This window comes from Sphingomonas phyllosphaerae (assembly GCF_029623345.1).
GTDB classification, from domain to species: Bacteria; Pseudomonadota; Alphaproteobacteria; order Sphingomonadales; family Sphingomonadaceae; genus Sphingomonas; species Sphingomonas phyllosphaerae_C.
In genome coordinates this window covers 330960-356674 of record NZ_JAPYKH010000001.1, presented here as the reverse complement: position 1 = coordinate 356674, position 25715 = coordinate 330960, and the positions used below count along the sequence as shown (strand labels likewise).

The 25715-nt window shown below is 68.8% G+C and carries 26 protein-coding genes and 1 tRNA gene; 11 read left to right on the top strand and 16 right to left on the bottom strand.

Annotation, left to right across the window (positions count from 1 at the left end; genetic code table 11):
* The first annotated feature begins 94 nt into the window (after positions 1–94).
* Together QBJ89_RS01590 and QBJ89_RS01585 are read left to right on the top strand one after the other, a co-directional pair.
* Positions 95–2428 carry an ATP-dependent helicase gene (locus QBJ89_RS01590; protein WP_277978779.1) on the top strand — a complete coding sequence of 778 codons (2334 nt, stop codon included), beginning with the start codon at positions 95–97 and terminating at the stop codon, positions 2426–2428.
* 43 nt (positions 2429–2471) lie between these two features.
* The gene (locus QBJ89_RS01585; RefSeq protein WP_277978778.1) at positions 2472–2966 is read left to right on the top strand and encodes a hypothetical protein; all 495 of its coding nucleotides are present in this window, start codon (positions 2472–2474) and stop codon (positions 2964–2966) included.
* A gap of 56 nt (positions 2967–3022) precedes the next feature.
* On the opposite strand, the gene QBJ89_RS01580 is transcribed toward QBJ89_RS01585, so the two are convergent.
* The 3 genes from QBJ89_RS01580 to QBJ89_RS01570 all read right to left on the bottom strand — a co-directional run bounded on the left by QBJ89_RS01580 (position 3023) and on the right by QBJ89_RS01570 (position 5986).
* Positions 3023–3451, bottom strand: coding sequence for a DoxX family protein (locus QBJ89_RS01580; RefSeq protein ID WP_277978777.1), 429 nt, complete (start codon positions 3449–3451; stop codon positions 3023–3025).
* A gap of 5 nt (positions 3452–3456) precedes the next feature.
* On the bottom strand, positions 3457–3780 hold the full coding sequence (locus tag QBJ89_RS01575; RefSeq protein WP_277978776.1) for a WYL domain-containing protein: 324 nt from the start codon (positions 3778–3780) through the stop codon (positions 3457–3459).
* 100 nt (positions 3781–3880) lie between these two features.
* Positions 3881–5986 (bottom strand): prolyl oligopeptidase family serine peptidase, encoded by a 2106-nt coding sequence (locus QBJ89_RS01570; RefSeq protein WP_431522492.1) that lies wholly within the window; start codon positions 5984–5986, stop codon positions 3881–3883.
* A gap of 88 nt (positions 5987–6074) precedes the next feature.
* Between QBJ89_RS01570 and QBJ89_RS01565 the strand changes: the two genes are divergently transcribed.
* Positions 6075–7508, top strand: coding sequence for an MFS transporter (locus QBJ89_RS01565; RefSeq protein WP_277978775.1), 1434 nt, complete (start codon positions 6075–6077; stop codon positions 7506–7508).
* A 279-nt stretch (positions 7509–7787) separates the two neighbouring features.
* Here QBJ89_RS01565 and clpX read toward each other — a convergent pair whose 3' ends face one another.
* The 5 genes from clpX to QBJ89_RS01540 form a co-directional block, all read right to left on the bottom strand.
* Complete coding sequence (gene clpX, locus QBJ89_RS01560; protein WP_277978774.1) at positions 7788–9053, bottom strand: ATP-dependent Clp protease ATP-binding subunit ClpX; 1266 nt, start codon at positions 9051–9053, stop codon at positions 7788–7790.
* 255 nt (positions 9054–9308) lie between these two features.
* On the bottom strand, positions 9309–9998 hold the full coding sequence (locus QBJ89_RS01555; protein WP_277978773.1) for an ATP-dependent Clp protease proteolytic subunit: 690 nt from the start codon (positions 9996–9998) through the stop codon (positions 9309–9311).
* A 56-nt stretch (positions 9999–10054) separates the two neighbouring features.
* Complete coding sequence (locus QBJ89_RS01550) at positions 10055–11017, bottom strand: glycosyltransferase family 2 protein (RefSeq protein ID WP_277978772.1); 963 nt, start codon at positions 11015–11017, stop codon at positions 10055–10057.
* A 141-nt stretch (positions 11018–11158) separates the two neighbouring features.
* On the bottom strand, positions 11159–12862 hold the full coding sequence (gene tig, locus QBJ89_RS01545) for a trigger factor (RefSeq protein ID WP_277978771.1): 1704 nt from the start codon (positions 12860–12862) through the stop codon (positions 11159–11161).
* A gap of 58 nt (positions 12863–12920) precedes the next feature.
* Positions 12921–13005: transfer RNA gene (locus QBJ89_RS01540), tRNA-Leu, on the bottom strand.
* A 112-nt stretch (positions 13006–13117) separates the two neighbouring features.
* On the opposite strand from QBJ89_RS01540, the gene QBJ89_RS01535 reads away from it, so the two are divergent.
* Both QBJ89_RS01535 and QBJ89_RS01530 read left to right on the top strand, forming a co-directional pair.
* Positions 13118–13279, top strand: a complete 162-nt coding sequence (locus QBJ89_RS01535) for a hypothetical protein (protein ID WP_277978770.1) — start codon at positions 13118–13120, stop codon at positions 13277–13279.
* A gap of 11 nt (positions 13280–13290) precedes the next feature.
* On the top strand, positions 13291–13491 hold the full coding sequence (locus QBJ89_RS01530; RefSeq protein WP_277978769.1) for a hypothetical protein: 201 nt from the start codon (positions 13291–13293) through the stop codon (positions 13489–13491).
* A 39-nt stretch (positions 13492–13530) separates the two neighbouring features.
* Here QBJ89_RS01530 and QBJ89_RS01525 read toward each other — a convergent pair whose 3' ends face one another.
* From QBJ89_RS01525 to gatC, 8 genes are all read right to left on the bottom strand, one after another.
* Entirely contained in the window at positions 13531–14124 is a 594-nt protein-coding gene (locus QBJ89_RS01525; protein WP_277978768.1) for a hypothetical protein, read from the bottom strand.
* A complete protein-coding gene (locus QBJ89_RS01520; protein WP_277978767.1) occupies positions 14121–15296 on the bottom strand; it encodes a M48 family metallopeptidase in 1176 nt (391 codons plus the stop codon). The genes QBJ89_RS01525 and QBJ89_RS01520 overlap by 4 nt, the downstream gene beginning before the upstream one ends.
* Positions 15296–16063: a hypothetical protein gene (locus QBJ89_RS01515; RefSeq protein WP_277978766.1), complete on the bottom strand. Its 768-nt coding sequence runs from the start codon at positions 16061–16063 to the stop codon at positions 15296–15298. Before QBJ89_RS01515 ends, QBJ89_RS01520 begins: the two co-directional genes overlap by 1 nt.
* 78 nt (positions 16064–16141) lie before the next feature.
* The gene (gene gatB / locus QBJ89_RS01510; protein ID WP_277978765.1) at positions 16142–17605 is read right to left on the bottom strand and encodes an Asp-tRNA(Asn)/Glu-tRNA(Gln) amidotransferase subunit GatB; all 1464 of its coding nucleotides are present in this window, start codon (positions 17603–17605) and stop codon (positions 16142–16144) included.
* On the bottom strand, positions 17598–18008 hold the full coding sequence (locus QBJ89_RS01505) for a type II toxin-antitoxin system VapC family toxin (RefSeq protein ID WP_277978764.1): 411 nt from the start codon (positions 18006–18008) through the stop codon (positions 17598–17600). The genes gatB and QBJ89_RS01505 overlap by 8 nt, the downstream gene beginning before the upstream one ends.
* On the bottom strand, positions 18005–18301 hold the full coding sequence (locus QBJ89_RS01500) for an AbrB/MazE/SpoVT family DNA-binding domain-containing protein (RefSeq protein ID WP_277978763.1): 297 nt from the start codon (positions 18299–18301) through the stop codon (positions 18005–18007). The genes QBJ89_RS01505 and QBJ89_RS01500 overlap by 4 nt, the downstream gene beginning before the upstream one ends.
* Before the next feature lie 45 nt (positions 18302–18346).
* Positions 18347–19831, bottom strand: a complete 1485-nt coding sequence (gatA, locus tag QBJ89_RS01495) for an Asp-tRNA(Asn)/Glu-tRNA(Gln) amidotransferase subunit GatA (RefSeq protein ID WP_277978762.1) — start codon at positions 19829–19831, stop codon at positions 18347–18349.
* A gap of 40 nt (positions 19832–19871) precedes the next feature.
* Positions 19872–20159 (bottom strand): Asp-tRNA(Asn)/Glu-tRNA(Gln) amidotransferase subunit GatC, encoded by a 288-nt coding sequence (gene gatC / locus QBJ89_RS01490; RefSeq protein WP_277978761.1) that lies wholly within the window; start codon positions 20157–20159, stop codon positions 19872–19874.
* A gap of 138 nt (positions 20160–20297) precedes the next feature.
* On the opposite strand from gatC, the gene QBJ89_RS01485 reads away from it, so the two are divergent.
* The 6 genes from QBJ89_RS01485 to QBJ89_RS01460 all read left to right on the top strand — a co-directional run bounded on the left by QBJ89_RS01485 (position 20298) and on the right by QBJ89_RS01460 (position 25705).
* Positions 20298–21398, top strand: coding sequence for a DUF3089 domain-containing protein (locus QBJ89_RS01485; protein WP_277978760.1), 1101 nt, complete (start codon positions 20298–20300; stop codon positions 21396–21398).
* 151 nt (positions 21399–21549) lie between these two features.
* The gene (ruvX, locus tag QBJ89_RS01480; RefSeq protein ID WP_277978759.1) at positions 21550–22080 is read left to right on the top strand and encodes a Holliday junction resolvase RuvX; all 531 of its coding nucleotides are present in this window, start codon (positions 21550–21552) and stop codon (positions 22078–22080) included.
* Positions 22081–22092: 12 nt separating this feature from the next.
* The gene (locus QBJ89_RS01475) at positions 22093–23082 is read left to right on the top strand and encodes an aspartate carbamoyltransferase catalytic subunit (protein WP_277978758.1); all 990 of its coding nucleotides are present in this window, start codon (positions 22093–22095) and stop codon (positions 23080–23082) included.
* Positions 23079–24296, top strand: coding sequence for a dihydroorotase (locus tag QBJ89_RS01470; protein WP_277978757.1), 1218 nt, complete (start codon positions 23079–23081; stop codon positions 24294–24296). The genes QBJ89_RS01475 and QBJ89_RS01470 overlap by 4 nt, the downstream gene beginning before the upstream one ends.
* A gap of 124 nt (positions 24297–24420) precedes the next feature.
* Positions 24421–25350, top strand: a complete 930-nt coding sequence (locus tag QBJ89_RS01465) for a glycosyltransferase family 9 protein (protein ID WP_277978756.1) — start codon at positions 24421–24423, stop codon at positions 25348–25350.
* A complete protein-coding gene (locus tag QBJ89_RS01460) occupies positions 25307–25705 on the top strand; it encodes a DUF6165 family protein (protein ID WP_277978755.1) in 399 nt (132 codons plus the stop codon). Before QBJ89_RS01465 ends, QBJ89_RS01460 begins: the two co-directional genes overlap by 44 nt.
* Positions 25706–25715: the final 10 nt, after the last annotated feature.

Genomic DNA, 25715 nt, shown 5'->3' with positions numbered 1-25715 from the left:
ACTCGACCGATGTTGCCAGTATGTTCCTACGAGATCATGTATCTTGCAAGCGGCGTGCTTGCTCCGCGGCGCGACGTTCCCTACCTGTTCGGGGGTGACCGAGCCAGCCAACACCCTCCAGGATCCGCCCTATCTCGCCGGGCTCAACCCGCCGCAGCGCGACGCGGTGCTCACCACCGACGGGCCGGTGCTCGTGCTCGCCGGCGCGGGCACCGGGAAGACCGCGGCGCTCACCGCGCGGCTGGCGCACCTCCTGTGGACGCGCAAGGCCTACCCGTCCGAGATCCTCAGTGTCACCTTCACCAACAAGGCCGCGCGGGAGATGCGTGACCGTGTCGGGCGCCTTGTCGGCGACGCGGTAGAGGGCATGCCGTGGCTCGGCACCTTCCACGCGATCGGCGCCAAGATGCTGCGCCGGCACGCCGAACTGGTCGGGCTGCAGAGCAATTTCACGATCCTCGACACCGACGACCAGCTTCGCCTGCTCAAGCAGCTGATCCTGGCCGCCGACATCGACGAGAAGCGCTTTCCCGCGCGCAGCCTCGCCGGGCTGATCGACGAGTGGAAGAACAAGGGGCTCGTCCCGTCCGAGATCGACGCAGGCGAGAGCGAGCGCTACGGCAACGGCCGCGGCGGCGAGCTTTACCAGCAGTACCAGGACCGGCTGCGCGCGGTGAACGCTTGCGACTTCGGTGACCTGCTGCTCCACGTGCTGACGATCCTGAAGCGCGAGCGCACGGTACTGGAACAGTATCAGCAGCGATTCCGCTACATCATGGTGGACGAATATCAGGACACCAACTCGGTCCAGTACCTCTGGCTGCGGCTGCTCGCGCAGGAGCGTCGCAACATCTGCTGCGTCGGCGACGACGACCAGTCGATCTACTCGTGGCGCGGCGCGCAGGTGGAGAACATCCTCAAGTTCGAGAAGGACTTCCCCGGCGCCAAGGTAATCCGGCTCGAGCAGAACTACCGCTCCACCCCGCATATCCTCGCGGCCGCCTCGGGCGTGATCGCCAACAACGGCGGGCGGCTCGGCAAGGAACTCTGGACCGAGCTCGACGCGGGCGAGAAGGTGCGCGTGCTCGGCGTGTGGGACGGCCCCGAGGAGGCGCGCCGCGTCGGCGAGGAGATCGAGACGGCGCAGCGCGACGGCACCTGCCTCGACCATGTCGCCATCCTCGTGCGCGCGCAGCACCAGACGCGCGAATTCGAGGATCGCTTCATCGCGATCGGCCTGCCCTATCGCATCGTCGGCGGCTTCCGCTTCTACGAGCGCGCCGAGATCCGCGACGCGCTCGCCTATCTGCGCGTCGTCCACCAGCCCGCCGACGACCTCGCCTTCGAGCGGATCGTCAACACGCCCAAGCGCGGCCTCGGCGACAAGGCGATTGCCAAGCTCCACCAGCTCGCGCGTGCCGAGCGGCTGCCGCTGTCGATCGCTGCGGCGCGCATCCTCGACAGCGACGAGCTCACCCCGCAGGCGCGCAAGGCGCTCGGCCGCTTCGTCGGCGATATCGCGCGCTGGCGCGACATGGCCAATGACCTGCCCCACGCCGAGCTGGCGCGCCAGATCCTCGACGAGAGCGGCTACACCGCGATGTGGCAGGCCGAGAAGTCGGCCGAGGCGGCGGGGCGGCTCGAGAACCTCACCGAGCTGGTGCGGGCCATGGAGGAATATGAGAGCCTGACCGCTTTCCTCGAGCACGTCAGCCTGGTCATGGACAATGAGGCGACGCGCGAGGATCCCAAGGTGACGATCATGACGATCCACGCCGCCAAGGGGCTCGAGTTCGACACCGTCTTTCTCGCCGGCTGGGAAGAAGGGCTGTTCCCGTCGCAGCGCGCGCTCGACGAGGGCGGCACGCGCAGTCTCGAGGAGGAGCGTCGCCTCGCTTATGTCGCGATCACGCGCGCGCGCCGCCGCGCCACCATCCTCCATGCCGCCAACCGGCGCATCTACGGGCAGTGGACCAGCTCGCTGCCGTCGCGCTTCGTCGGCGAGCTGCCCGACGCGCATGTCGATAGCGAGACGAGCATGTCGGGTGGCGAGAGCCTGTGGCGCGCCAATTGGAGCGAGCGCGCCGATCCCTTCGCCGACGTCGCACGCGGCACCGGGCGCGGTCCGGGCTGGCAGCGCGCGGCGGGGACGCTCGGCGCACAGGGCGGCGCGCCCGGCGGCACCAAGCCGGGGGGCGAGTGGACCAGCCGCACCTTCTCGCGCGAGCCGGTCCGCGTGGTGGAGAGCCGCGCCTCGGCGGTCAGCATAGGCAACAAGGGCCGCGGCGACCTGGCGGTCGGGCAGCGCGTGTTCCACCAGAAGTTCGGTTATGGCGCGATCGCCGAGATCGAGGGCAACAAGCTCGAGATCGATTTCGAGCAGGCCGGGCGCAAGCGCGTGATGGACAGTTTCGTCAGCGCCGGCTGAGACTTTCGCGCCGCCTCCGGGTTGTCGGCGGCGGAGGTGTGCGATGTCTGAGACCGCCGAGAAGACCGATCCCGATCTTTGGGAGAAGGTCAAAGACGAGATCATCGCCGGCGTCAAAGGCGGCAAGAAGGGGCAATGGTCCGCGCGCAAAGCGCAGATGGCGGTTGCCGAATATAAGAAGCGTGGCGGCGGCTATAGGGGCGGCAAGGACGAGGACAATCTGCTGCATCAGTGGAGCGAGGAGGACTGGGGCACCAAGTCTGGCGCGAAGAGCGAGGAGAGTGGCGAGCGTTATCTGCCGAAGAACGCGCGCGAGGCACTCTCCGACGAGGATTATGCGCGCACCAGCGCGAAGAAACGCGCGGACACGCGAAGGGGCAAGCAATTCTCCGCTCAGCCCGACGATGTGGCGGAGAAGACGCGGCCGTACCGCGACCATCGCTCCAAGGCCGACCTCTACGCCGAGGCGAAGAAGCGCGACATTCCCGGTCGCTCGACGATGAGCAAGGACGAGCTGGCGAAGGCGCTCGCGAGCTGATGTTGTAGGATCATCGACAAGCTTTGTGACCCGGCGCAGGCCAGGGCACACCGTTCCTATTCGCGCAGCTCCACCGCACCGCTTCCCCACAGCGCCCACCAGATGATGGCGGGCTGGAGCAGCAACCGCGGCACATGGTACCAGATCGGCAAGCCCGTATCACTGCCGAGATCGAGCATCGCGTGGTAGATGTTGGCGGGCCACACGCACAGCGCGTACGCCGCCAGCCCCCATCCCGCGAAGCGCCGTGTGGCGCGCGGCAGCAGCATCGCGGCGCCGGCGAGCTCGATCACGCCGGTGACCGCCACCACCGCCACCGGCAGCGGGATCGCGGGCGGGACGATCGCCGCCATCGCGTCGGTGAAAACGAAATGCGCGATCCCGCCCAGCGCATAGAACAGCGCGAGCGCCCACCGACCCCAGCGCCGCGCGTCACTCTCGCGCTGGCGCTTGAAGCCGTAGGAAGCGTAGCGATCGACCGGCAAGCCGGTCAGTCCTCCACGGCCAGCAGCGTCACGCCCTCGTATTTGTCGTTCCCTGGCACGAACAACTCGCTCGGCTTGAAGCGTCGCGGCGTGATGCGCAGCCCCGTCAGTCCGGCTAGCTTGAACGCGCCGATCTTGGCCTCCTTGGGCGGCTGACCGTCGCGCTCGAGTGTCAGCGCATCGAGATAGATCTCGCCGTGTTTGGTGTAGAGGACGTGCGGCGCCAGCGTCACCTCGCCGCGGTTGTAGGTCGCGGCGATCGCCTGCTGCTTGACGATCGCCTCGAAAACGATCGGGACGGTGTCGGGAACGGCACTTGGCTTGTTCATCGTCTGAGCATTCATCACGCTGCCCCTAGCCGATCGCGCTGCGTTGCAGCAAGAACCCTCGCGCGATCGGCTACGTTCCAATTGTAGCACGGAAAACCGCTCAGCGCGGCATCAACTTCTGGGCGAAGTAGGTCATCTGCAACGCCTGCAGCCGCGCGCCCTGCTCGATGTCCGCGTCGCCCGAATGGCCCCCCGCCGTGTCCTCGTAGAAGAGATACGGAAGCCCATATTCCTTCAGTCGCGCGGCGAACTTGCGCGCGTGCTGCGGGCCGACTCGATCGTCCTTGGTAGTGGTCCAGATATAGGGTTCGGGGTAGCGCACGCCCGTGCGGATGTTCTGATAAGGCGAGATGCGGGCGAGGAAGGCGCGCTCCCCGGGCACGCTGACCGAGCCATATTCGTCCACCCAGGAAGCGCCCGCCGCGATCTGTTCGTAGCGCAGCATGTCGAGTAGCGGCACCTGGATCGTGACTGCCTGCCACAGTTCGGGATGCTGGTTGAACTCGACCCCCATCAGCAGCCCACCGTTCGATCCGCCATAGATGCCCAGCTTCTGCGGACTGGTCAGCCGACGCGCGATCAGGTCCTGCGCCACCGCGGCGAAATCGTCGTAGATGACCTGCCGCTTGGTCTTGCGCCCGGCATCGTGCCACGCCGGGCCGAACTCGCCCCCTCCACGGATATTGGCGAGCACATAAGCGCCGCCGCGCTCGAGCCACAATTTGCCGGTGATCGCCGAGTAGCTCGGCAGCATCGGCAGCTCGAATCCGCCATAAGCGGTCATGATCGTCGGCGTGCTGCCGTCGCGGATGCCCTGTTTGTGGACGATGAAATAGGGGACCTTGGTGCCATCGGTGGAGGTCGCCTCATGCTGTTCGACGACCAGCCCGGCGGCGTCGAACTTCGCCGGCAACGTCTTCACCGGCAGCCCCGCCGTCGCCGTCGCGGTGTCGAGCGGCAGCAACGTCGTCGGCGTCAGGAAACCGGTCACCGTCACATAGGCATGGTCGCTCTTGTCGTCGGCGCTCGCCACGCCCAGCGACGCATTGTCGGGCAGCGCGACCGGTCGCGCCGTCCAGCCGTGCTCCCCCGGCGTGTAGACCGTTGCCCGCCCGCGCACATTGTCGTTGTAGATCACCACCAGCCGATCACGGGTGGTCACCACCTCGTCGACCGACTGGCGCGGGTTGGGCGCGAATACCACGATCGGGTTCAGCGTCCCCCTCTCCACATCGGCCAGCGGCACGGACGCGATCGCCCCCGCCGGCACCTCGCCCCATGGGTCGCTGGTGCGGAACAGCACCTGGCCATGGACCATGGCCTCCGGGAACGTTCGCGCCGGCACGTCAAGCTTGCGCGTTCCCGCCGGCGTCCAGAGATAGGTTTCGCCACCGAAGAAGGTGGTGCGCCGTGTGATCGCGACCAGCCGATGGCCCTGACCGTCGGTGATCACCCCGGCATAGGTGCCGAGCTGGTCGCTGGGCTGGCCGCGATAGACCTCGGTCGCCGCCGCCAAGGGCCGGCCGCGCTTCACCATCTTGACCACGAACGGATAGCTCGACGCGGTCAGCGTCCCCGCGCCCCAATCGCGGCTGACCAGCAGCGTATCCTTGTCGAGCCAGCTCGCGTCCTGTTTCGACTTGGGCAGCGCGAAGCCGCCGGCGACGAAGTCGCCGGAAGCAAGGTCGAATTCGCGATAGCTGATCGCATCCTCGCCGCCCTCGGACAGCGCGACCAGGCAGAGCCGCTCCTCCGGAGGCAGGCAGGTCGCCCCCTTCCACACCCATTTCTTTCCCTCCGCCTTCGACAGCGCGTCAAGGTCGAGGACCGTCGTCCATGTCGGCTGCGGCCGGGCGTAATCGGCCTCGCTGGTCCAGCGCCAGATACCCTGTGGATGGTCGGCATCGCGCCAAAAATTATAGATGCGGCCATACAATTGGCTCGGCATCGGAATGCGATCCTTCGCCGCTGCGATCGCCAGCGCCTCCTCGTAGAAGGTCTGGTAGCGCGGATCGTTCTGCAGCCGCGGCAGCGTGCGCTTGTTCTCGGCCTCGACCCAGGCCAGCGCCTTGGCGCCATCCTTGTCCTCGAGCCAAATATAGGGATCGTCGGTCATCGCCTTGCTTTGAGCGAGCGCCGGTGCGCCCGCAAGCGCGGCCGCCATCGCCATGCCGGTGGCCAGCCGGCCACGGTCCGTCGTCCTCATCGCTGCGACCCTTCTCTTCGTCGCCGCCACCCTTGCGGCGCAGGGCCGCATGGAACAAGCGGGAACGTCACGAGTCGGGCAGGCGACGATGCCGCCCATTGACCCGACCCGACGAATCCCCGCCGCCGCCCGCGCCGACGGACTGCCCGCACCGCGCCGCTACGCCGCGGTCGCGGCGCTCTGCTTCGGCACCGCGCTGGTGATCATCGACGGCGGCGTCGCCAACGTCGCGCTGCCGACGATCGCGCGCGATCTCGGCGTGGGTTCGTCGGCGGTGGTGGCGATCGTGACCATCTACCAGCTGATGCTCGTCATGCTGCTGCTGCCGTTCGCGGGACTGGGCGAGCGAATCGGTCTGAAGCGCATGTACCAGCTCGGTCAGTTGGTCTTCACCGTCGCGACCTTGCTCTGCTTTTTCGCCAAGAGCCTTCCCTTCTTGCTGGTGGTGCGCGCGGCGCAGGCGATCGGCGCGGCGGGCGCCTTGTCGGTCGCCTCGGCGCTGATCCGCCAGACCTACCCGAGCGCGCAGCTGGGGCGCGGGCTCGGCATCAATTCGGTGGTGGTGTCGAGCTCGGCCGCGGCGGCGCCGACCATCGGCGGGCTGGTGCTCGCGGTGGCACCCTGGCCCTGGGTGTTCGCCAGCGCGATCCCCTTCGCGCTCGCCTCGCTGCTGTTCGGTCGCGCGCTCCCCGATCCCGCGCCGCGCGACCGGCGCTTCGACGTGCTCGGCGCGGTCATGTGCGCGGCGATGTTCGGACTGGTGATCGGCGGCGCCGAGAGCGCGGTTCACGGCGACAGCCCGGTGGTGTCCGCCGCGATCGTCCTGCTCGGGCTGGCGATCGGTGTGATCTATGTGCGGCGCGAGCGGGGGACCGCCGACCCGATCCTGCCGGTCGACCTGCTCGCGCGGCCGGTGATCGCGCTGTCGACCATCGGCGGCTTCACCGCGTTCGTCGCGTCGATGACGCTGCTCCTGTCGACGCCGTTCCGACTGACCCACGAATATGGTTTCAGCGCGGCCGAGGTCGGCGCGGCGATCGCCCCTTGGCCTTTGACCAACATGATCGTCGCCCCGCTCACCGGCTGGCTCTCCGACCGCGTGCCGGCGGGGCTGCTCGGCGGGATCGGTATGGCGATCTCGATCGTCGCGCTCATGCTGATCGCGCTGATGCCGACCGATCCGAGCTACTTCGACGTGGCCTGGCGGATGGCGTTGTGCGGCTCGGGTTTCGGCACCTTCCTGCCGCCCAACGCGCGGCTGATCATCGGCTCCGCCCCACGTGGGCGCGTCGCCGCGGCGGGCGGGCTGGTGAGTACGGTGCGGCTGGTCGGCCAGACCACCGGCGCGACGCTGGTGGCGGCGCTGCTCGCGATCGGCGTCGGCGCGGGAGCGATACCTCCGCTGGTGTCAGCCGGACTGGCGCTGGTGGCAGGGCTGTGTAGCCTCGCACGGCTGCGTCCCTCGGTCCGCGAGGCGCACGGCGGCGAGGCCGAGGCGCTACCCGCGGCCACGGTGCGGTAAGCGCGGGCATGTGCTCACGCGTGAGCTCGGCCCGCGACCGATCGGCTCCGCCTTGCTAGCTTCATCAGCGCAGCAGATGTCCCTCGCGTGAAGCGAGCGGGACGCCGCGTCCGCGCGCCAGACGAAGCCTGCAAGCCGCCGATCGAGCGCGCCCTGTTCCCACCGCCCGCACGGCACCAGCTGCCGACAGGCCGTGCGCCAGCGAGAGCACGAGCCGGGAACGGGCGCCCGGGACTTGGTGCTCTCGCCTGCGTCAACGGTCGGGAGGCGCCACCGAGATCAGGCGACCTCGCCGGCCTTCTTCTTCTCGGCATAGACGCGGACCGGCTCCTTGCGTCCCTCGACCACGTCGCGATCGATCATGACCTCGTCGACCGAGTCCATGCCCGGCAGGTCGAACATCGTGTCGAGCAGAATCGCCTCGAGGATCGAACGCAGCCCGCGCGCGCCGGTCTTGCGCTCGATCGCCTTCTTGGCGACCGTGGTCAGCGCGTCGTCGGTGAAGCCGAGCTTGACCTCCTCCATCTCGAACAGCTTCTGATACTGTTTCACCAGCGCATTCTTCGGCTCGGCCAGGATCTTGACCAAGGCGGGCACGTCGAGGTCTTCAAGCGTCGCGATCACCGGCAGGCGGCCGACGAACTCGGGGATCAGGCCGAACTTGAGCAGGTCCTCCGGCTCGGTCTGACGCAGCACCTCGCCCGTCCGCTTCTCCTCGGGCGAGGCGACATAGGCGCCGAAGCCGATCGACTTGCCCTGCAGACGGTCGCCGATGATCTTCTCGAGACCCGAGAAGGCGCCGCCGCAGATGAACAGGATGTTGGTCGTATCGACCTGCAGGAACTCCTGCTGCGGGTGCTTGCGACCGCCCTGCGGCGGCACGCTGGCGGTGGTGCCCTCCATCAGCTTGAGCAGCGCCTGCTGCACGCCCTCGCCCGACACGTCGCGCGTGATCGAAGGATTCTCCGCCTTGCGGCTGATCTTGTCGATCTCGTCGATATAGACGATGCCGCGCTGCGCCCGCTCGACGTTATAGTCGGACGCCTGGAGCAGCTTGAGGATGATGTTCTCGACGTCCTCGCCGACATAGCCCGCCTCGGTGAGCGTCGTCGCGTCCGCCATGGTGAAGGGCACGTCGAGGATCCGGGCGAGCGTCTGGGCGAGCAGCGTCTTGCCGCAGCCGGTCGGGCCGACGAGCAGGATGTTCGACTTGCTCAGCTCGACATCGGCACCCTTGGCGCCGTGATTGAGGCGCTTGTAATGATTGTGCACGGCCACCGACAGGACGCGCTTGGCACGCTTCTGTCCGATGACATAATCGTCGAGCACGTCGCAGATCTCCTGCGGGCTCGGCACGCCGCCGTCCTTCTTGGCCACCAGCGCCGACTTCGTCTCCTCGCGGATGATGTCGTTGCAGAGCTCGACACATTCGTCGCAGATGAAGACGGTGGGACCAGCGATCAGCTTGCGCACCTCGTGCTGCGACTTGCCGCAGAACGAGCAATAGAGCGTGCTCTTGCTATCGCCGCCACTGAGTTTCGTCATTCAGATCATCCTTCGTCGCAGGCGTGGCGCCTGCCCTGGGCGCGGCGCAGGCTATCGCACTGCACCTTAAGCAACAACGTACAATGCCGCGAAAATCTGGCCATCGCCGGCGCGGTCACGCATTGTCGCCGGACCGCAATATCTATCCTCTGCCGTGCGGCTTCAAGGGCGTAGCGGCGCGGCGTTGACCCGCACCGCCAAGCCCGCCCGTGCCACAGGCCGGCGCGCCGCGATCGGCCGCGCCGGACGACTGGATCACGCCGCCGCGCTGACATCCTCGCTCGGGGCGGGACGCTTGTCGAACACCTCGTCGATCAGGCCGAACTCCTTGGCCTCCTCAGCGCTCATGAACTTGTCGCGATCCATCGACAGCTCGATCTCCGCAAGCGGCTTCCCCGTATATTTCGCATACAACGAGTTGAGGAAGTGGCGCATGCGCAGGATCTCACGCGCCTGGATCTCGATATCCGCGGCCATGCCCTGCGCCCCGCCCGAGGGCTGGTGGATCATGATGCGGCTGTTGGTGGTGGCGACGCGCATGCCCGGCTCACCACTGGCCAGCAGGAACGAGCCCATCGACGCCGCCTGACCGATGCACAACGTGCCGACGCGCGGTCGGATGTACTGCATCGTGTCGTGGATCGCCATGCCCGCCGTGACGACGCCGCCCGGCGAGTTGATGTACATGAAGATGTCCTTCTTCGGGTTCTCCGACTCGAGGAAGAGCAGCTGCGCGCAGATCAGCGAGGCCATACCGTCCTCGACGCCACCGGTGACGAACACGATCCGCTCACGCAGCAGCCGCGAGAAAATGTCGAACGAGCGCTCGCCGCGGTTCGACTGCTCGATCACGATGGGGACGAGCCCGGCGTGGGTCTGCTGCATGCCGACGCCGGCGCGCGCCAAGGCGCCTGCGAAATCGCCGGTCTCGAACGGATTGTGCATGGAAAAACTCTCTTATGCCCTGAAGGCGGCCAACATCGGCGCTCGCCGCAGCTTGTTCAAGCCCCGTCGCCGGCACCCCGCCGCGGCGCCGGCTGCGCGAGATAAGCGAGCCGCCGCACCTCGCGCCGGCCGCGCACCACCGTATCGAGGATCAGCCCCGCAAAACCGCACAGCGCCGCCAGGATCATCAGCCCGGTGACCAATACCGCGGTCGGCAAGCGGGGCACGAGTCCCGTGTGCGCGTAGGTCAGCGCCAGCGGCACGGCCAAAACCACCGCGACAAGCGCGAGCAGCGCCCCCGCCCCGCCGAAGAACCAGAGCGGCCGCTCGATCCGGTACAAGGTCGCGATCGTGCGCAGGATGCGCCAGCCGTCGCTATAGGTGCTGAGCTTCGACACCGAGCCCTCCGGGCGCGCGAAATACGGCGTCTCGACCTCGCCGAGCGGCATCTTGAGCTCGAGCGCGTGGACGCTGATCTCGGTCTCGATCTCGAACCCGACCGACAGCACCGGGAAGCTCTTCACGAAGCGCCGCGAGAAGACGCGATAGCCGCTGAGGATGTCGCTGAAGCTCCGGCCGAACAGCCGCGTGAGCATGCCCGTGAGCAGGCTGTTGCCGAGCCGATGGCCGCGGCGATAGGCGGCGGTCGCCTCGCCCACGCGCGTGCCGACGATCATGTCGAGTTGCTCGTCAAGCATGCGCGCGACCATCGCGGGCGCGGAGGCGGAGTCATAGGTCGCATCGCCGTCGGCCATGACATAGACGTCGGCGTCGACGTCGGCGAACATGCGCCGCACCACCGCGCCCTTACCCTGGATCCGCTCGTTGCGCACCACCGCCCCCGCAGCGCGGGCCACCGCGACAGTGCCGTCGCGGCTGTTGTTGTCGTAGACGTAGATGGTCGCGGCCGGCAGCGCACGGCGGAAGCCGGCGATGGTCTCGGCGATGGCGGCCTCCTCGTTGTAGCATGGCAGCAGCACCGCCACGCGCGGCGTTGACCGCGTCTCGTCCACCGTCATGCCGCCCTGCATCTGCCGTCCCGCCGCCCTGATCCGCTCACCTTAACGTCATCCTAGACGATGATCCCGACCGAAACGTAAAAGAGCCGGGTTGCGTCCTGGCAACCCGGCTCCTTCGCTGTCGCGGTGACGTCGTCGCCCTTACTCGGCCTTCTTGGCGCGCGTGCGCTTCGGTGCCGGCGCGTCGGCCGCCTCGATGCCCGCTGCCGTTTCGGCCGCAGCCGGATCGGACTCGAGCACCTGGGTCTCCTCGCTCAGCGGCGCGGCCTTCTTGGCGCGCGGCTTCTTCGCGGGCGCCTCGGCCGTCGCCTCGTCAGCGGCAGCGTCGTCCCCGGCGGCCTCGTCGACCTTGGCAGCCTTCTTCGCGGCAGGCTTCTTCGCCGGCTTCTCGGCCGCGGGCGCCTCGCCCTGGCTCGCCCCGCCCTCGCCGTCGCTCGCGGCCGGCTTCTTCTTGCCACGCGTCTGCTTGGGCTTGTGATTGTCGTGGTCGTGGTGGTGCGTGCCGGTCGCGAAGCCGTCCTCGCTCTCGATCGCCGCCTCGAGTTCCTCGCGCGTCGTCTCGCGCTCGGTCACCTCGGCCTTGTCGAACAGGAAGTCGACGACCTTGTCCTCGTACAGCGGCGCGCGCAGCTGCGCGGCGGCCATCGGATCCTGCTGGATATACTGGACGAAGCGCTGCTGGTCCTCGCCGCGATACTGCTGCGCGGCCTGGGCGATCAGCCGGTTCATCTCCTGCTGCGTCACCTCCACGCCGTTGGCCTGGCCGATCTCGCTCAGCAGCAACCCGAGGCGCACGCGACGCTCGGCGATCTTGCGGTAATCGTCGCGCTCGGCCTCCATCTCGGCCAACGCCGCCTGCGGGTCGGGCTCGTGCGACGCCTCGTGCTGGAGCTGCTGCCAGATCTGGTTGAACTCGGCCTCCACCATCGAAGGCGGCACCTCGAAATCATGCCCCTCGGCGAGCTGATCGAGCAGCTTGCGCTTCATATAGGTGCGCGTGAGTTGGTTGTGCTCCTGCTCGATCTGGCCGCGCAGCAGCCCGCGCAGCTGGTCCAGGCTCTCCAGCCCGAGCTGCTTGGCGAGCTCCTCGTCGATCACGCTCGCGGCGGCGGTCTTCACCGCCTTGATCGTGAGATCGAAGGTTGCCTGCTGGCCGGCCAATTCCTTGGCACCGTAATCCTCGGGGAAGGTCACGGTGATCTGGCGCTCGTCGCCCGCCTTGACGCCGACGACCTGGTCCTCGAACCCCGGGATCAGCTGGCCCGCGCCGAGCTCGACCGCCATGTCGCTGCCGGTGCCGCCCTCGAAGGCGACGTCGTCGAGCGTTTTGCCGACGAAGTCCATCGTCACCTGATCACCGGTCTCGGCCGCCTTGTCGCCGGCATCCTCCCAGCGCTTTTGCATGTCGGCGAAGCGCTTGAGCTGCACGTCGATCGCCGCATCGTCGACCGGCACGGTGAGACGCTCCAGCTTCAGCCCCTCGATCGCGGGGGCCGGTACCTGCGGCAGCACCTCCAGCTCGACCTTGAGCTCGGCGTCCTTGCCCGCCTCATAACCCTCGGCCAGCTCGACCGACGGCTGCATCGCGGGGCGCAGCTGCTTCTCGCTGATCAGCGCCTGGATGCCCTCCTGGATCGAGGTGTTGAGCGCGTCCTGGTGCAGCGCCGGGCCGTGCATCTTGCGCACCAGATTGGCGGGCACCTTGCCGGGGCGGAAGCCGGGCATGCGGATCTGCGGCGCGACGCGCTTCAGCTCGGCGTCGACCCGTCCCGCGATCGCGCTGGCGGGGATGGTCACGGTATAGGCGCGCTTCAGGCCCTCGTTCAACGTCTCGACAGTCTGCATAGGCCGCTTTCGTCTGGAATAGAATGAGTGATGGCCACCCCGCGTGAAGCGCGGGGACTGGTGCGGGCGAAGGGACTCGAACCCCCACATCTTGCGATACCAGAACCTAAATCTGGCGCGTCTACCAGTTCCGCCACGCCCGCAAGTCGGACACCGCCGGTCGGCGGGCTCTATACCGCGGGCGCGGCCGGAGCAAGCGTCGTGAATGGGCAACTCCGCGGGTTGCGGTACGTTGACGCGTAAAGGAGAAAAGCGATGGCCACCAACCCCGTCAGCCCGCCCGACGTGCCGCAGCCGACCTCACCCGGCACGCCCGACGCGCCGCCACCCGAGATCAACCCGCCCGGCCCGGACATCGATATTCCCGCCCCCGGCGCGCCCGCGGGCGACCCGGCCCCGGCCAATCCCAGCATCTGAGCGAGACCGACATGACCGAGCGAGAGATCGACCCAATCCCGAACCGCGACGACGAACGCCCTGATATCCAGCAGGCGGTCGAGGCGCGCAGCGACGCAGTCGCCCGCGGCGAGGGCGGCAAGGAGCCCGCGCGCTTTACCGATAGCGGCGAGTTCGACGGCAACAGCGGCACCGGAGGCGAAGTAAAGAACCAGGAATACAATCAGCAGTGAGCCGCGACCCAGCGGGCCCCGGCGCTCGCCCCGGCCGGCTCAACGAAAGCGAGCGGTCGCGGCGAGCCGGCGCCAGCTCTCCAGATCGCGGGCATAGTAATGGATGGCCGGCGCCTCGTAGCTCATCCAGTACAGCTTCTTGCCGCGGATCGTCGCGAGCGCCTCGCCTTGCCGCTCAACCTCCTCGTCCTGTCGCGTGAAGGTGTAGCGGAACCGGATCGCGCGCTCGCCGTCGAGCTGCGCCGGTTCGGCCGAGTCGATCGTAATCAGCGCTGCGCCCAGCGCGATGCGATAGCTCTTCTCGACGAGATCAGGCACGTCGGTGAGCAGCATGGTCGTGGAGAAAAGTGGCAATGGCCGCTCGTGTTTCGACGCCTCGCGGAACAGCGGCCGGCCGCTCGCGATCGCGCCGCAGAATGTGACCGCATTGAGCGCCTGGCCATCGAGCGTCCAGCGATCACAGCGCGGGCCCGGCCGCCAGCCGAGCTCGTTCCACTCGCGATCGGGCGTCACCGTCAGCGTGTCGTGCGCCACCGCGACAGGGTGACCACTGTCGATCAGGCGGTTGCCCGCGAGCGCGGGCGCGGCGGTGGCGACGATCAGCAGCGCGCACGTGCCGAGAGGGCGGTTCATCGAGTAATCCTTTCCGAGACGAGCGCGCGAACCATCGCGGCGTCGCCGGCAGCGGGCGCGAGCTCGAGATAGCGCCGCAGCTCGGCGCGGCCTTCTTCTGACTCGCCGCCCCGCAACAGCGCCATGCCGAGCCCACGGTGGCTCTCGGCGTGGCGCTGGTCGAGCGCGAGCGCCTGACGGTAGAAGTCGGCCGCGACGACCAAGTCGCGCGGGTTGCCGCGCTGGCGGTAGAGCTCGGCGCGCGCGAACAGCAGCTCCTCGCTCCAGCCGTCCTGTGCCAGCTGGCCGAGCAGATAGTCGGTGCCGCCGAAATCGTTGAGCTTGATCTGATCGGCCAGGAACGCCGCGCGCCACGGCCGCAGCGCCGCGGCATAGGCCGCCGCCTCGGTGACGCCGCCGGCGGGTAGCGTCGCCGCGGCGGCGCGTAGCGCGGTCATGCGCTGCAGGTCGGTCGGGTGCGTGGAGAGGAGAGAGACGCCATCATAGCGGCGCGAGCGCTGCTTCCGGCCCGCCGCCCTGGCGTCGGCCTCATCCATCTGGCGGGTCCACACCCCGGCGACATGACTCGGATCATAGCCGGCGGCGGCGACGAAGCGGAGGCCGAGCGAGTCGGCCTCGCTCTCCTGCGCGCGGCTGAAGGAATAGGTGCTGGCGGTTGTGATCAGCTTGACCAGCGGCGCTGCCCCGCCCGCGAACAGCGCCGTCCAGGCGACCAGATCGGCCGCGCCAAGCCGGCGGTGCTCGAGCGCCAAGGTGTGACGCTGCTCGAAATGCGCGAACTCATGCCCCAGGACTGCGCCGAGCTCGGCCTCGTCGCGCAGCCGCAACAGCAGCCCGCTCCACACCGAGATCCCGCCGCTGGGGCTGGTGATGGCGTTCATCGCCGGGACGCGAAGCACGTACAGCCGGACGGCGTGGCAGCGTTCCTCACCCACAGTGCGGCACAGCACGTGGCGGACGAAGGCATTGAGTGTGGCGTCGTCGATCAACAGGTGCGAATCGCGCAACTGACGCTCGTCCTCGTCGGCCTGCATCCAGATACCGCGCTCAGCCGCGGTACGTGGCTGATACGCGCTCACGAACGGCGGCAGCGTCAGGTCGGCCGCTGGCGCCGCGACCGGGAGACAGAGCGCGGCGAGCGCCAGCGCCACGCCGACGATCGGGCGCGACATCAACGCGCCTTCAACGCGGCGATGGGGGTCACCGGCACCTCGGCGCGGCCGGGGAAGCCCTCGAGCAGCTCGGCGACCCGCTTGGCGGCACCCTCCGAGGTGCGCACGTCGCCGCCCATCTGCCGGTCTGCGTTGAGCCACACCAGATCGCCGGTGCGCAGGTCGACGAGCCCGGCATAGCCCATGTGCTCGCCCGACCTGACCCCGACCCCGACCGTCACCGCAGCGAGCAGCTGAAAGATCTTGCGCCCGGTCGAGCCATAAGCGTCTTCGGTATCGACGAAGAGTGCATAGTCGCACCCCTGCCCGCGCGCGATCCGCGCCACGTCCGGGCCGAGCGTCCAGTCGAACTGGCCGGCGCGCTTCTTCGTCGGCAGGCGATTGCCCTTGAAGAACTGATAGTCGATCACCGACTGGGCGACGACCGCGAACAGCGCCTGATAGTCGGCGATCAGCCGCGTGTCGGTGCCGATCGCCTCGGGCGCGCGCACCACGTCGTTGCCGAACGTGCGCTGCGCCGCCGCCAGCGCAGCGTCGATCTGCTCACGCGCCTGTGCGGTCCAGTCGGCGTTGGCCTGAAAGAGACCCGCGGTCGACTGCGCACCGACCGTGATACGTGGGCGCAGCAGCAGGATATGCGCGGCGCCGCGCGGCAGGGTGAAGCCAGGCCGCACCGCCGATCGCTCCTGCGCCACTGCCGGCTCAGCGGCCCCGACGGCGACGAGCGCGACACAGCAGGCCGCCACGGCGGCGCGACAGACTGACATCCATTCCCCCTCGTCGACGATCCCGCCGCTGAGAGAGAAATTACCGCCCGCCTGCCGACCGGCAAGCGGGCGACTGGCTCAGTTCAGCGCCTTCTTCAGCAAGTCATTGACGACCTGCGGATTTGCCTTTCCGCCCATCGCCTTCATCGTCTGCCCGACGAAGAAGCCGAACAAAGCCACCTTACCGCCGCGATACTGCTCCAGCTGGCCCGGGTTCTTGGACAACACATCGGCGATCACCGCCTCGATCGCGCCCGTGTCGCTGGTCTGCTTGAGCCCGCGCTCCTCGACGATTTTACCCGGCGCGTCGCCGGTCTCGAGCATCGCCTCGAACACCTGCTTGGCGAGACTGCCGGAGAGCGTGCCGTCCGCCACCAGCGCGAGCAGCTCGGCGGCCTGACCCGGCTGCACCGGGCTGTCGCCGATCGAGGTGCCCAGGCGATTGAGCGCGCCAAACAACTCGCTGGTCACCCAATTCGCCGCCGCGACCGGCGCCGCGCCCTGTTCCAACAGCGCGTCGAACCAGCGCGCGCTCTCCACCTCGGCGGTGAGCACCTCGGCATTGTACGGCGTGATGCCGAGCGACTCGTAGCGCTGGCGCTTGGCGTCGGGCAGTTCGGGCAGACTCGCGCGGCAGGCCTCGAGGAAGGCCTCGTCCAGCTCCAGCGGCAGCAGGTCGGGATCAGGGAAGTAGCGGTAATCGTGCGCGTCCTCCTTGGAGCGCATCGACCGCGTCGTGCCGCTGTCGGGGTTGAACAATCGCGTCTCCTGCACGACGGTGCCGCCGCTCTCGATCAACTCGACCTGGCGCTTCGCCTCATGCTCAATCGCCGCCATCACGAAGCGGACCGAATTGACGTTCTTGGTCTCGGTGCGCGTTCCGAACTCCGCGCCGGGCCGCCGCACGCTGACATTGACGTCGGCGCGCATGGAGCCCTCCTCCATGTTGCCGTCGCACGAGCCCACGTAGCGCAGAATTGCCCGCAGCTTACGCAGGTAAGCTCCTGCTTCTGATGGAGAACGCATGTCTGGTCGGCTGACGATCTCCATCAGCGCCACGCCCGATCGATTGAGGTCGACGTAGGAACGCGTGGGATGCTGGTCGTGCATCAGCTTGCCCGCGTCCTGCTCGACGTGGATGCGCTCGACGCCAATCGTCTTGATCGTCTCGCCGTCCTCGATCTCGACCGAGCCTTCGCCGACAAGCGGATGATAAAGCTGAGAAATCTGATAACCTTGCGGCAGATCGGCGTAAAAATAGTTCTTGCGGTCGAAGCGCGACCAGCGGTTGATCTGCGCGTCGATCGCCATGCCGGTGCGCACCGCCTGGCGGATGCACTCGCGGTTGGGCACGGGCAGCATGCCAGGCATCGCCGCGTCGACTAGCGAGACCTGGGTGTTGGGCTCGGCGCCAAAGGCCGTGGCAGCGCCCGAGAAAAGCTTGGCCTGGCTTGTCACCTGGGCGTGGACCTCGAGGCCGACCACGACCTCCCACTCGCCGGTGCCGCCCTTGATTCGATAGGGAGTGGATGCGTCAGCCATGATCGGTCTCGGGTGTGATGAGGGTGAGGTCGGGGAAATAGGAGGTGAGCCGGCGGTCGCGCGTCATGAGCGACGCGCGCAGCGCGACGGCGTGCCCCGCAATCAGGAAATCGGCGAGCATCGCGTCACGGGCGCCGCCGCGGCGGCGATATTCGCGAAAGGCGGTCCCGGCAGCGAAGCACGCATCGACGGTGAGATCGACGGCAGTGATCCGAAACGCCTGAAGGCGATCGAGCAGCCGCTCCGGTCGAGTCGCATAGCCCGCGAGTTCGGCCACGACCACCAGATTGACCATCAGCAGCCGGTCGGCGACCGCGCGATACGCCTCGCGCGACCATGCCGCGCCGACGCTCTGCTGGGCACCGAACAGATCGATCACGACGCTGGTGTCGAGGAAGATCACGGGAGGCGCTCGTCGCCACGAAGCGCGCGCATGATCTCGTCGCTCGGTCGATCGAAGAGCGGATCGGCATCGACGCCGGCGAACAGCCGGTCGAGCCGCTGCGCCCGCTCCTCGGTCGTCTCCGCGGCCGCGACGGCACTCGGCACCACGACCGCCTCCCCGCGGTCGTTCACGCCCACGTCGACCGGTGCACCCGGAACCAACCCGATCAGGTCGCGCACGTCCTTGGGGATCAGCACCTGTCCCTTGCTGGTCATGTTGGTGCGGGTGCGCCTCTCGAGCGGAGCGTGCATCGTTCCTCCAGTGTTACCGAGGGTAACACTCGCGCTCAAAGCGGTCTACCACCAGCGCCCAGGTCGCGCGACGAAGCCGGCGCGTTCCTCGATCGCCAGCGCGGCGTCCAGCACGCCCTGCTCGTCGAGCGGCTTGCCGATGATCTGCAACCCCAGCGGCAGCCCACCCGCGTCGATGCCGCCCGGCACGCTCATCGCGGGCAGACCAGCGAGCGACGACGGCACGGTGAAGACGTCGTTGAGGTACATCGCCAGCGGGTCGGCCGCCTTCTCGCCAAGTGCGAAGGCTGCCGAAGGCGCGGTCGGCGTCAGCAGCACGTCGCACGCCGCCCAGGCGCGCTCGAAGTCGCGCGCGATCATCGTGCGCACCTTCTGCGCCTGAGTATAATACGCGTCATAGAAACCCGCTGACAGCACATAGGTGCCGATCAGGATCCGACGCTTGACCTCGTCGCCGAAGCCCTCGGCGCGGGTCTGCGCATACATCTCCTGCAGGTTGGCGCCATCGGGCAGGTCACGCAGGCCGTAGCGGACGCCGTCGTAGCGTGCGAGGTTGGACGAGGCTTCCGCCGGAGCGATGATGTAATAGGCCGGCAGCGCGTAGCGCGTGTGCGGCAGCGACACCTCGACGATCTCGGCGCCGGCGTCGCGCAGCCAGTCGATCCCGCGCTGCCACAACGCGTCGATCTCGGCCGGCATGTCGTCGACGCGATACTCCTTGGGAATGCCGACGCGCTTGCCCTTGAGCGAGGCGTTGAGCCCTGCCTCCCAGCGCGGCACCTCGAGATCGAGCGAGGTCGCATCCTTCGGGTCGAAGCCCGCCATTGCCTCGAGCATGATCGCGCAATCGCGCACGTCGCGCGCCATCGGCCCGGCCTGATCGAGCGACGAGGCGAAGGCGATCACGCCCCAGCGCGAGCAGCGGCCGTAGGTCGGCTTGATCCCCGAGATACCGGTGAACGCCGCCGGCTGGCGGATCGAGCCGCCGGTGTCGGTGCCGGTCGCGCCCGGCGCGATCCGTGCCGCCACCGCGGCCGAGCTGCCGCCCGACGAGCCGCCCGGCGCGAGCGGCGCGTTGCCACCGTCGGCGCGGCGCCACGGGCTGACCACGTTGCCGAAGAAACTCGTTTCGTTGGACGAGCCCATCGCGAACTGGTCCATGTTGAGCTTGCCGAGCATGCCCGCGCCCGCGTCCCACAACTTCTGCGAGACGGTAGACTCATATTCGGGAGTGAAGCCCTCAAGGATATGACTCGCCGCGGTGCTCGGCACGCCCTTGGTGCAGAACAGGTCCTTCATCCCGATCGGCACGCCCGCGAGCGGTTTGGGCGCCGCGCCCGCGGCGCGCGCCGCATCGGCGGCATCGGCGGCGGCGAGTGCGTGCTCGGGGGTCTCGACCAGAAAGGCGTTGAGCGGCTTGGCGGCAGCGACCGCGGCGGAGAAGGCCTCGGCCACCTCGCGCGCGGTGAACGTGCCGGCGCGCACGCCGTCGCGAATGTCGCGGATGCCGAGTTCGGTAAGGTCAGTCACGAGAGGTCGTCCATGCGGGAGGGATGATCGAGCGCGATCGTCACTCGATCACCTTGGGCACAGTGAAGAAGCCGTGCTCGGCCTGGGGAGCGTTGGCGAGCACCGAGTCGCGGATGCCGCCGTCGGTTACGACGTCGTCACGCAGCCGGAGCCGGTTGGCGATCACCGCCGTCATCGGCTCGACTCCAGCGGTGTCGACCTCGCCGAGCTGCTCGATCCAGTCGAGGATGTTACCCAGTTCGGGGGAGAGCCGCTCGGCCTCCTCCTCGGTGATGGCGATGCGGGCGAGCCCAGCGATGCGCCGCACGGTTGCGATATCAACGGACATAGCCGGCGCGCTACCGCGAGCCCCGCCGCAACGCAACCGCGCCGGCACACAGCGGTTGCGCGGATCGCAACTCTGAGGCACCTCCTTTGCGATTGCGGCAGCGGCAAGTTTGCTGCACCGCAGCATGGTGACATACGCTTGGTCCGCAAATTCCTCTACCTCGTCGCCGGCCTGATCGTGCTCGCGCTCGCTGCCAGCCTCGCCTACCGCTATTGGGGCGTGCCGATGATGCGCGCCGCTCTCATTCCGGGAGAGACCTTCCAGGCGCAGCCGGGGATGAGCGCCGATAATTATCGCGACGACCGCATGTGGCTGGCGCGACCGTCGCTGGCGAACGACCCGTCGCGCTGGACCCCGCCCGGCTATCGACCCCGCCAGACCCATGGCGGCGCGGCGGTGTTCTTCATCCATCCCACTTCCTATCTCAGCCGCGCGCATTGGAACGCACCGCTTGACGATCGCGAGGCCAACGATCGCGCCGCCTTGTTCCTCCGCGGCCAGGCGAGTGCCTTCAACGAGACCGGCGAGGTTTGGGCGCCGCGCTACCGCCAGGCGACCTTCGGCGCCTTCCTCACCGACAAGGCCGCGGCGGACCAGGCGCTGGCGCTCGCCTATCGCGACCTGCTCGCCGCCTTTGACGTCTTCCTTGCCGAGATCGCCCCCGATCGTCCGATCATCCTCGCCGGGCACAGCCAGGGCGCGCTCCACCTCACCCACCTGCTCAAGGACCGCGTCGCGGGTCAGCCGCTGGCGAAGCGGATCGTCGCGGCCTACGCGATCGGCTGGCCGATCTCGACCACGACCGACCTGCCCGCGCTCGGGCTGCCCGCCTGCGCGTCGCCGAATCAGCGCGGCTGCGTGCTGGGGTGGCAGAGCTTCGCCGAGCCCGCCGATCCTTCGCTGATCCTCGACACGTTCGATCGCACCGCCGGCTTCGACGGGCGCCCGCGCCGCGGGACGCCGCTGCTGTGCACCAACCCGCTCACGGGGGCGAACGGCGGCAGCGCCCCCGCCAGCGCCAATCTGGGGACGCTCTACCCCAACGCCGATCTGTCGAGCGCGACAATCCGCGCCGGTACGATCGGGGCGCGCTGCGCCGGGCGCGGGCTGCTGCTGATCGGCAGCCCGCCCGACCTCGGGCCGTATGCGCTGCCCGGCAACAATTACCACGTCTACGATTATAGCCTGTTCTGGGCCAACGTCCGCGCCGACGCCGCGCGGCGGCTGGCGGCGAAGTGAGCGTGGGGCGGCGGCCTACCCTTCTACGTCATCCCGGCCTTGCGCCGGGGCCCATGTCTCCGCAGGAACATCGGCCGTCGTGTGAGCGGCACGATCGATCCCGGCTCAGGGCCACGCTGACGGGGAGAGTCGATCGGTCGGTGCGCGACCGATGACCGTACCCACCCGGCGCCCGCCGATCGCCACCAGCGCCGCCGCCTTCCGCGCCTCGCTTCCCCATGGCGGCCGGCTGCTCGGGCTCGACGTCGGCACCAAGACGATCGGCACCGCATTGTGCGACGCCGGGTGGAGCTTCGCCAGTCCCGCGCTGCTGATCCGCCGCACCAAATTCACTGCCGACAAGGCCGCGCTGCTGGCGCTGGCGACCCAGCAGCAGGTCGTCGGCTGGGTGATCGGCCTGCCGCTCAGCCTCGATGGCGGCGAGAGCCCGCGCACCCAATCGACCCGCGCCTTCGCCCGCAACTGCGCTGACCTGGGCATTCCGCTGCTGCTGTGGGACGAGCGTTGGTCCACCGTCAGCGCCGAGCGCGCGCTGATCGCGCAGGACGTCAGCCGCGCCAAGCGCGCCGAGCGGATCGACAATCACGCCGCCGCCACGATCCTCCAGGCCGCCCTCGACGCTTTGGTGCTGGCCGAGGTCGCACCGGGCGAACCGCTTGCGCCGCCGGGGAGCGCGGACTAGGCACCGCGCTCGATGACCCAATCGGACCACCGCCCCGGCACCCTGATCCCCGGGGGCGCGGTATTCCCGCATCGCCATCTCACCGGCATCGAGGGGCTCGAGCCGCACGAGATCACCTTTCTGCTCGACGAAGCCGAGACCTGGGTCGAGGCCAATCGCACCCGCGCCGCGCCCGACCGCCGCCTCGCCGGCTTCACCCAGATCAACGCCTTCTTTGAGAACTCGACCCGCACGCTGCTGAGCTTCGAGATCGCGGGCAAGAGGCTCGGTGCGGACGTCGTCAACATGCACGCCGCCCAGTCGAGCGTGAAGAAGGGCGAGACGCTGATCGACACCGCGCAGACGCTCAACGCGATGCGCGCCGACGTAATCGTGATCCGCCACATGTCGTCGGGCGCGGTGCGGCTGATCGCGGACAAGGTGGATTGCCCCGTGCTCAATGCCGGCGATGGCCGCCACGAGCACCCGACCCAGGCGCTGCTCGACGCGCTGACGATCCGGCGTCGCCTCGGCGGCATCGCACACAAGCGCGTCGTGATCTGCGGCGACCTGCTCCACAGCCGCGTCGCCCGCTCGAACATCCTCGCGCTCACCGCGCTCGCCGCCGAGGTGCGCGTGTGCGCACCCTCGACGCTGATGCCGCCCGCGATCGAGCGCTTCGGCGTCACCGCCTTCACCGACTTCGACCGTGCGATGGAAGGCGCCGACGTGGTGATGATGCTGCGGCTCCAGACCGAGCGGATGGCGGGCGGCTATGTCCCTTCGAGCCGCGAATATCACCTGCGCTACGGGCTCACGCTCGAGCGGCTCGCCCAGCACGCGCCGAACGCGCTGATCATGCATCCCGGGCCGATGAATCGCGGGGTCGAGATCGACTCGGCGGTGGCCGATCACGTCGAGCAGTCGGCCATCACCGAGCAGGTGCAGATGGGCGTGGCGGTGCGCATGGCCTGCCTCGACGTGCTGACGCGACGCGCGCGCGGCGTGGAGGGCTGGGCATGAACCGCGCCGTGCTGTTCACCAACGCTCGCCTGGTCTGCCCGGAGCGCGGCGAGCGCGACGGCGAGCTGCTGATCGTCGACGGCGTGATCGTGGACGGCCCCACCCCCGCCGACGTGCTGCGGGTCGACTGCCGCGGCAGATTGCTCGCTCCCGCCCTGATCGACGTCGGTGTGGCCCGGATCGACCGTGCCGCCGCGCGCGCGGGCGGGATCGTGCGGGTCGCGCCAATGCCCGACCAGGTGCCGGTGCTCGACGAGCCCGGCGCGGTGCAGCGGCTCGCGCTGATCGGCCGCCCGGATCTGTGGATCCACCCGATCGCGGCGGCGACGCGCGGGCTCGCGGGCGCCGACCTGGCGGAAATGGCGATCTGCCTTTCCGCGGGTGCGCGTGCGGTCGGTACCGGCCGCGGCTGGGTCGCCGATTCGGGCGTGATGCACCGCGTGCTGAGCTATGCGCGCGATCTCGACGTGGTCGTGATCACCCACGCCGAGGATGGCGGACTGTCGCGCGGTGCGGTGGCGAGCGAGGGCGAGACCGCGACGCGGCTCGGCCTGCCGGCCGCTCCCGCGGTGGCGGAGGCGCTGGCGATCGCGCGCGACCTGATGCTGGCGGAAGAGACCGGCGCGCGGCTCCACCTCCGGGCCGTCACCACGGCGGCCGGCTTCGCGCTGGTGCGTTCGGCCAAGGCACGCGGCGTGCGCGTGACCTGCGGCATCACCCCGGCGCACCTGCTGCTTTCCGACAATGCGATGAGCGACTTCCGCACCTTCGCGCATCTGTCGCCGCCGCTGCGCAGCGAAGCCGACCGCCATGCCGCGCTCGCCGCGCTGGCGGACGGGACGATCGACCTGCTCTGCTCGGGCCACGACCCGCGCGGGCCGGAGGAGAAGCGCCTCCCCTTCGCCGACGCCAGCCCCGGCGCGGCCGACGCCGCGGCATTGCTCGCGCTCGGGCTTGGGCTGGCCCGCGACGGGCGCGTGTCGCTGCCGCGGCTTTTCGCGTTGCTCGCGCGCGCCCCGGCCGCACTGCTCGGGCTGGAGACGGGCGCGCTGCTGCCGGGGCTGCCCGGCGACGTCATCCTCGTCGACTCCGAGGCGCCATGGCGGATTGACGCGGACACGCTGCCGGGCAAGGCGGGCAACACGCCGTTCGACGGGCTGCCGGTGCAGGGCAAGCTGCTGCGCATGTGGAAAGGCGGGCGCGAGCTGGTCTGAGCGGGCTTCCGCTCGAAGGTAGGGCGATCGTTCGGAAGCGACGGAGCTCGGCAAATCAGGCGCTTAATTCCGTCACGCTGGCGCAACGAGGGAACCGGCGCGGCCCCCGCGCGGTTCGTCCCGCATGGAACTACATAGCAGCTGGGCGGAGGCGATGCGCGCTCGCGACTATGCCGCCGCCTGGGCGCTCGAACGCCAGGTCATCGCGGCACGCGATCCGGCCACACGAGATGACCCGAGCCTGCCCTATCACCAGCGCTGGGTGTGGGACGGCAGCGCCGTCGATGGCGTCGATGTGCTGGTGCGCTGCTACCATGGGCTCGGCGACACGCTCCAGTTCGCGCGCTACCTACCCGCGCTCGTACGCCGCGCCAGGAGCGTGACGGTCGAGGCGCCGGTACGGCTTCACGCATTGCTCGCCGGGATCGCCGAGGTGAGCCTCCACCCCTTCGACCCGGCGCGGCCGCTCAAGCCGAGCAGCTGCGACATCGAGATCACCGAGCTGCCCGGCGCACTCGAGCTGGCGCCGGACGACGGTCCAGCTTGCTACCTCCGCGTCGCCCCGGCGCCAATTCCGGCATTCACCGTCGGACTGTGCCACCAGGCCGGAGACTGGGACGCCGACCGCTCGCTGCCCGAGGCGTTGCTCGCCCCGATCGCCGAGCGGCACCGCTGCCTCTCGCTCGTTGCCGCGCCCTCGACGCTGCCGGTGATCAATGCCGACGGCTGTCCCTTCGATCTCGCCGCTACCGCCGCGCTGGTCGCCGGCTGCGCAGCGGTGGTCACGGTCGACACGATGGTGGCGCATCTCGCCGGCGCGCTCGGCCGCCCGACCTGGCTATTGCTCAAGCATCAGCCGGACTGGCGTTGGGACCCTACACGCCACGACAGCGACTGGTACCCGACGGTCCGTCTCCACGCGCAACCACGCGCCGGTGATTGGATGCCGGTCCTGGCCAGGGTGGCCAGCGAGCTCCACGCCTTCTTCGACGATCAGGGAGAGACGAACCATGGCCAGTTTGCCCAGCCCGTCGGTGCCCGTCTCCTGGGGTGAGCTGCTCGACAAGATCACCATCCTCGAGATCAAGCGCGAGCGGATCGCGCGCGCTGAGGCGCGGGCCAATGTCGCGCGCGAGCATCAGGCGCTGAGCGACATCGGCGCCGGCGTGATCGGTCAACAAGCGATCGCGCCGCTGTTCGGCCAGCTTAAATCGATCAACCGCGAATTGTGGGAGATCGAGGACGCGATCCGGCAGGAGGAGGCCGCGGCGTCGTTCGGCAGCGACTTCATCCAGCTGGCGCGCTCGGTTTATTTCAAGAACGACGAACGCGCGCGATTGAAGCGCGCGATCAACGTCGCGCTTGAGTCCGATCTGATCGAGGAGAAAAGCTACGCCGCGGTGCGCTGATCCGGCAGGA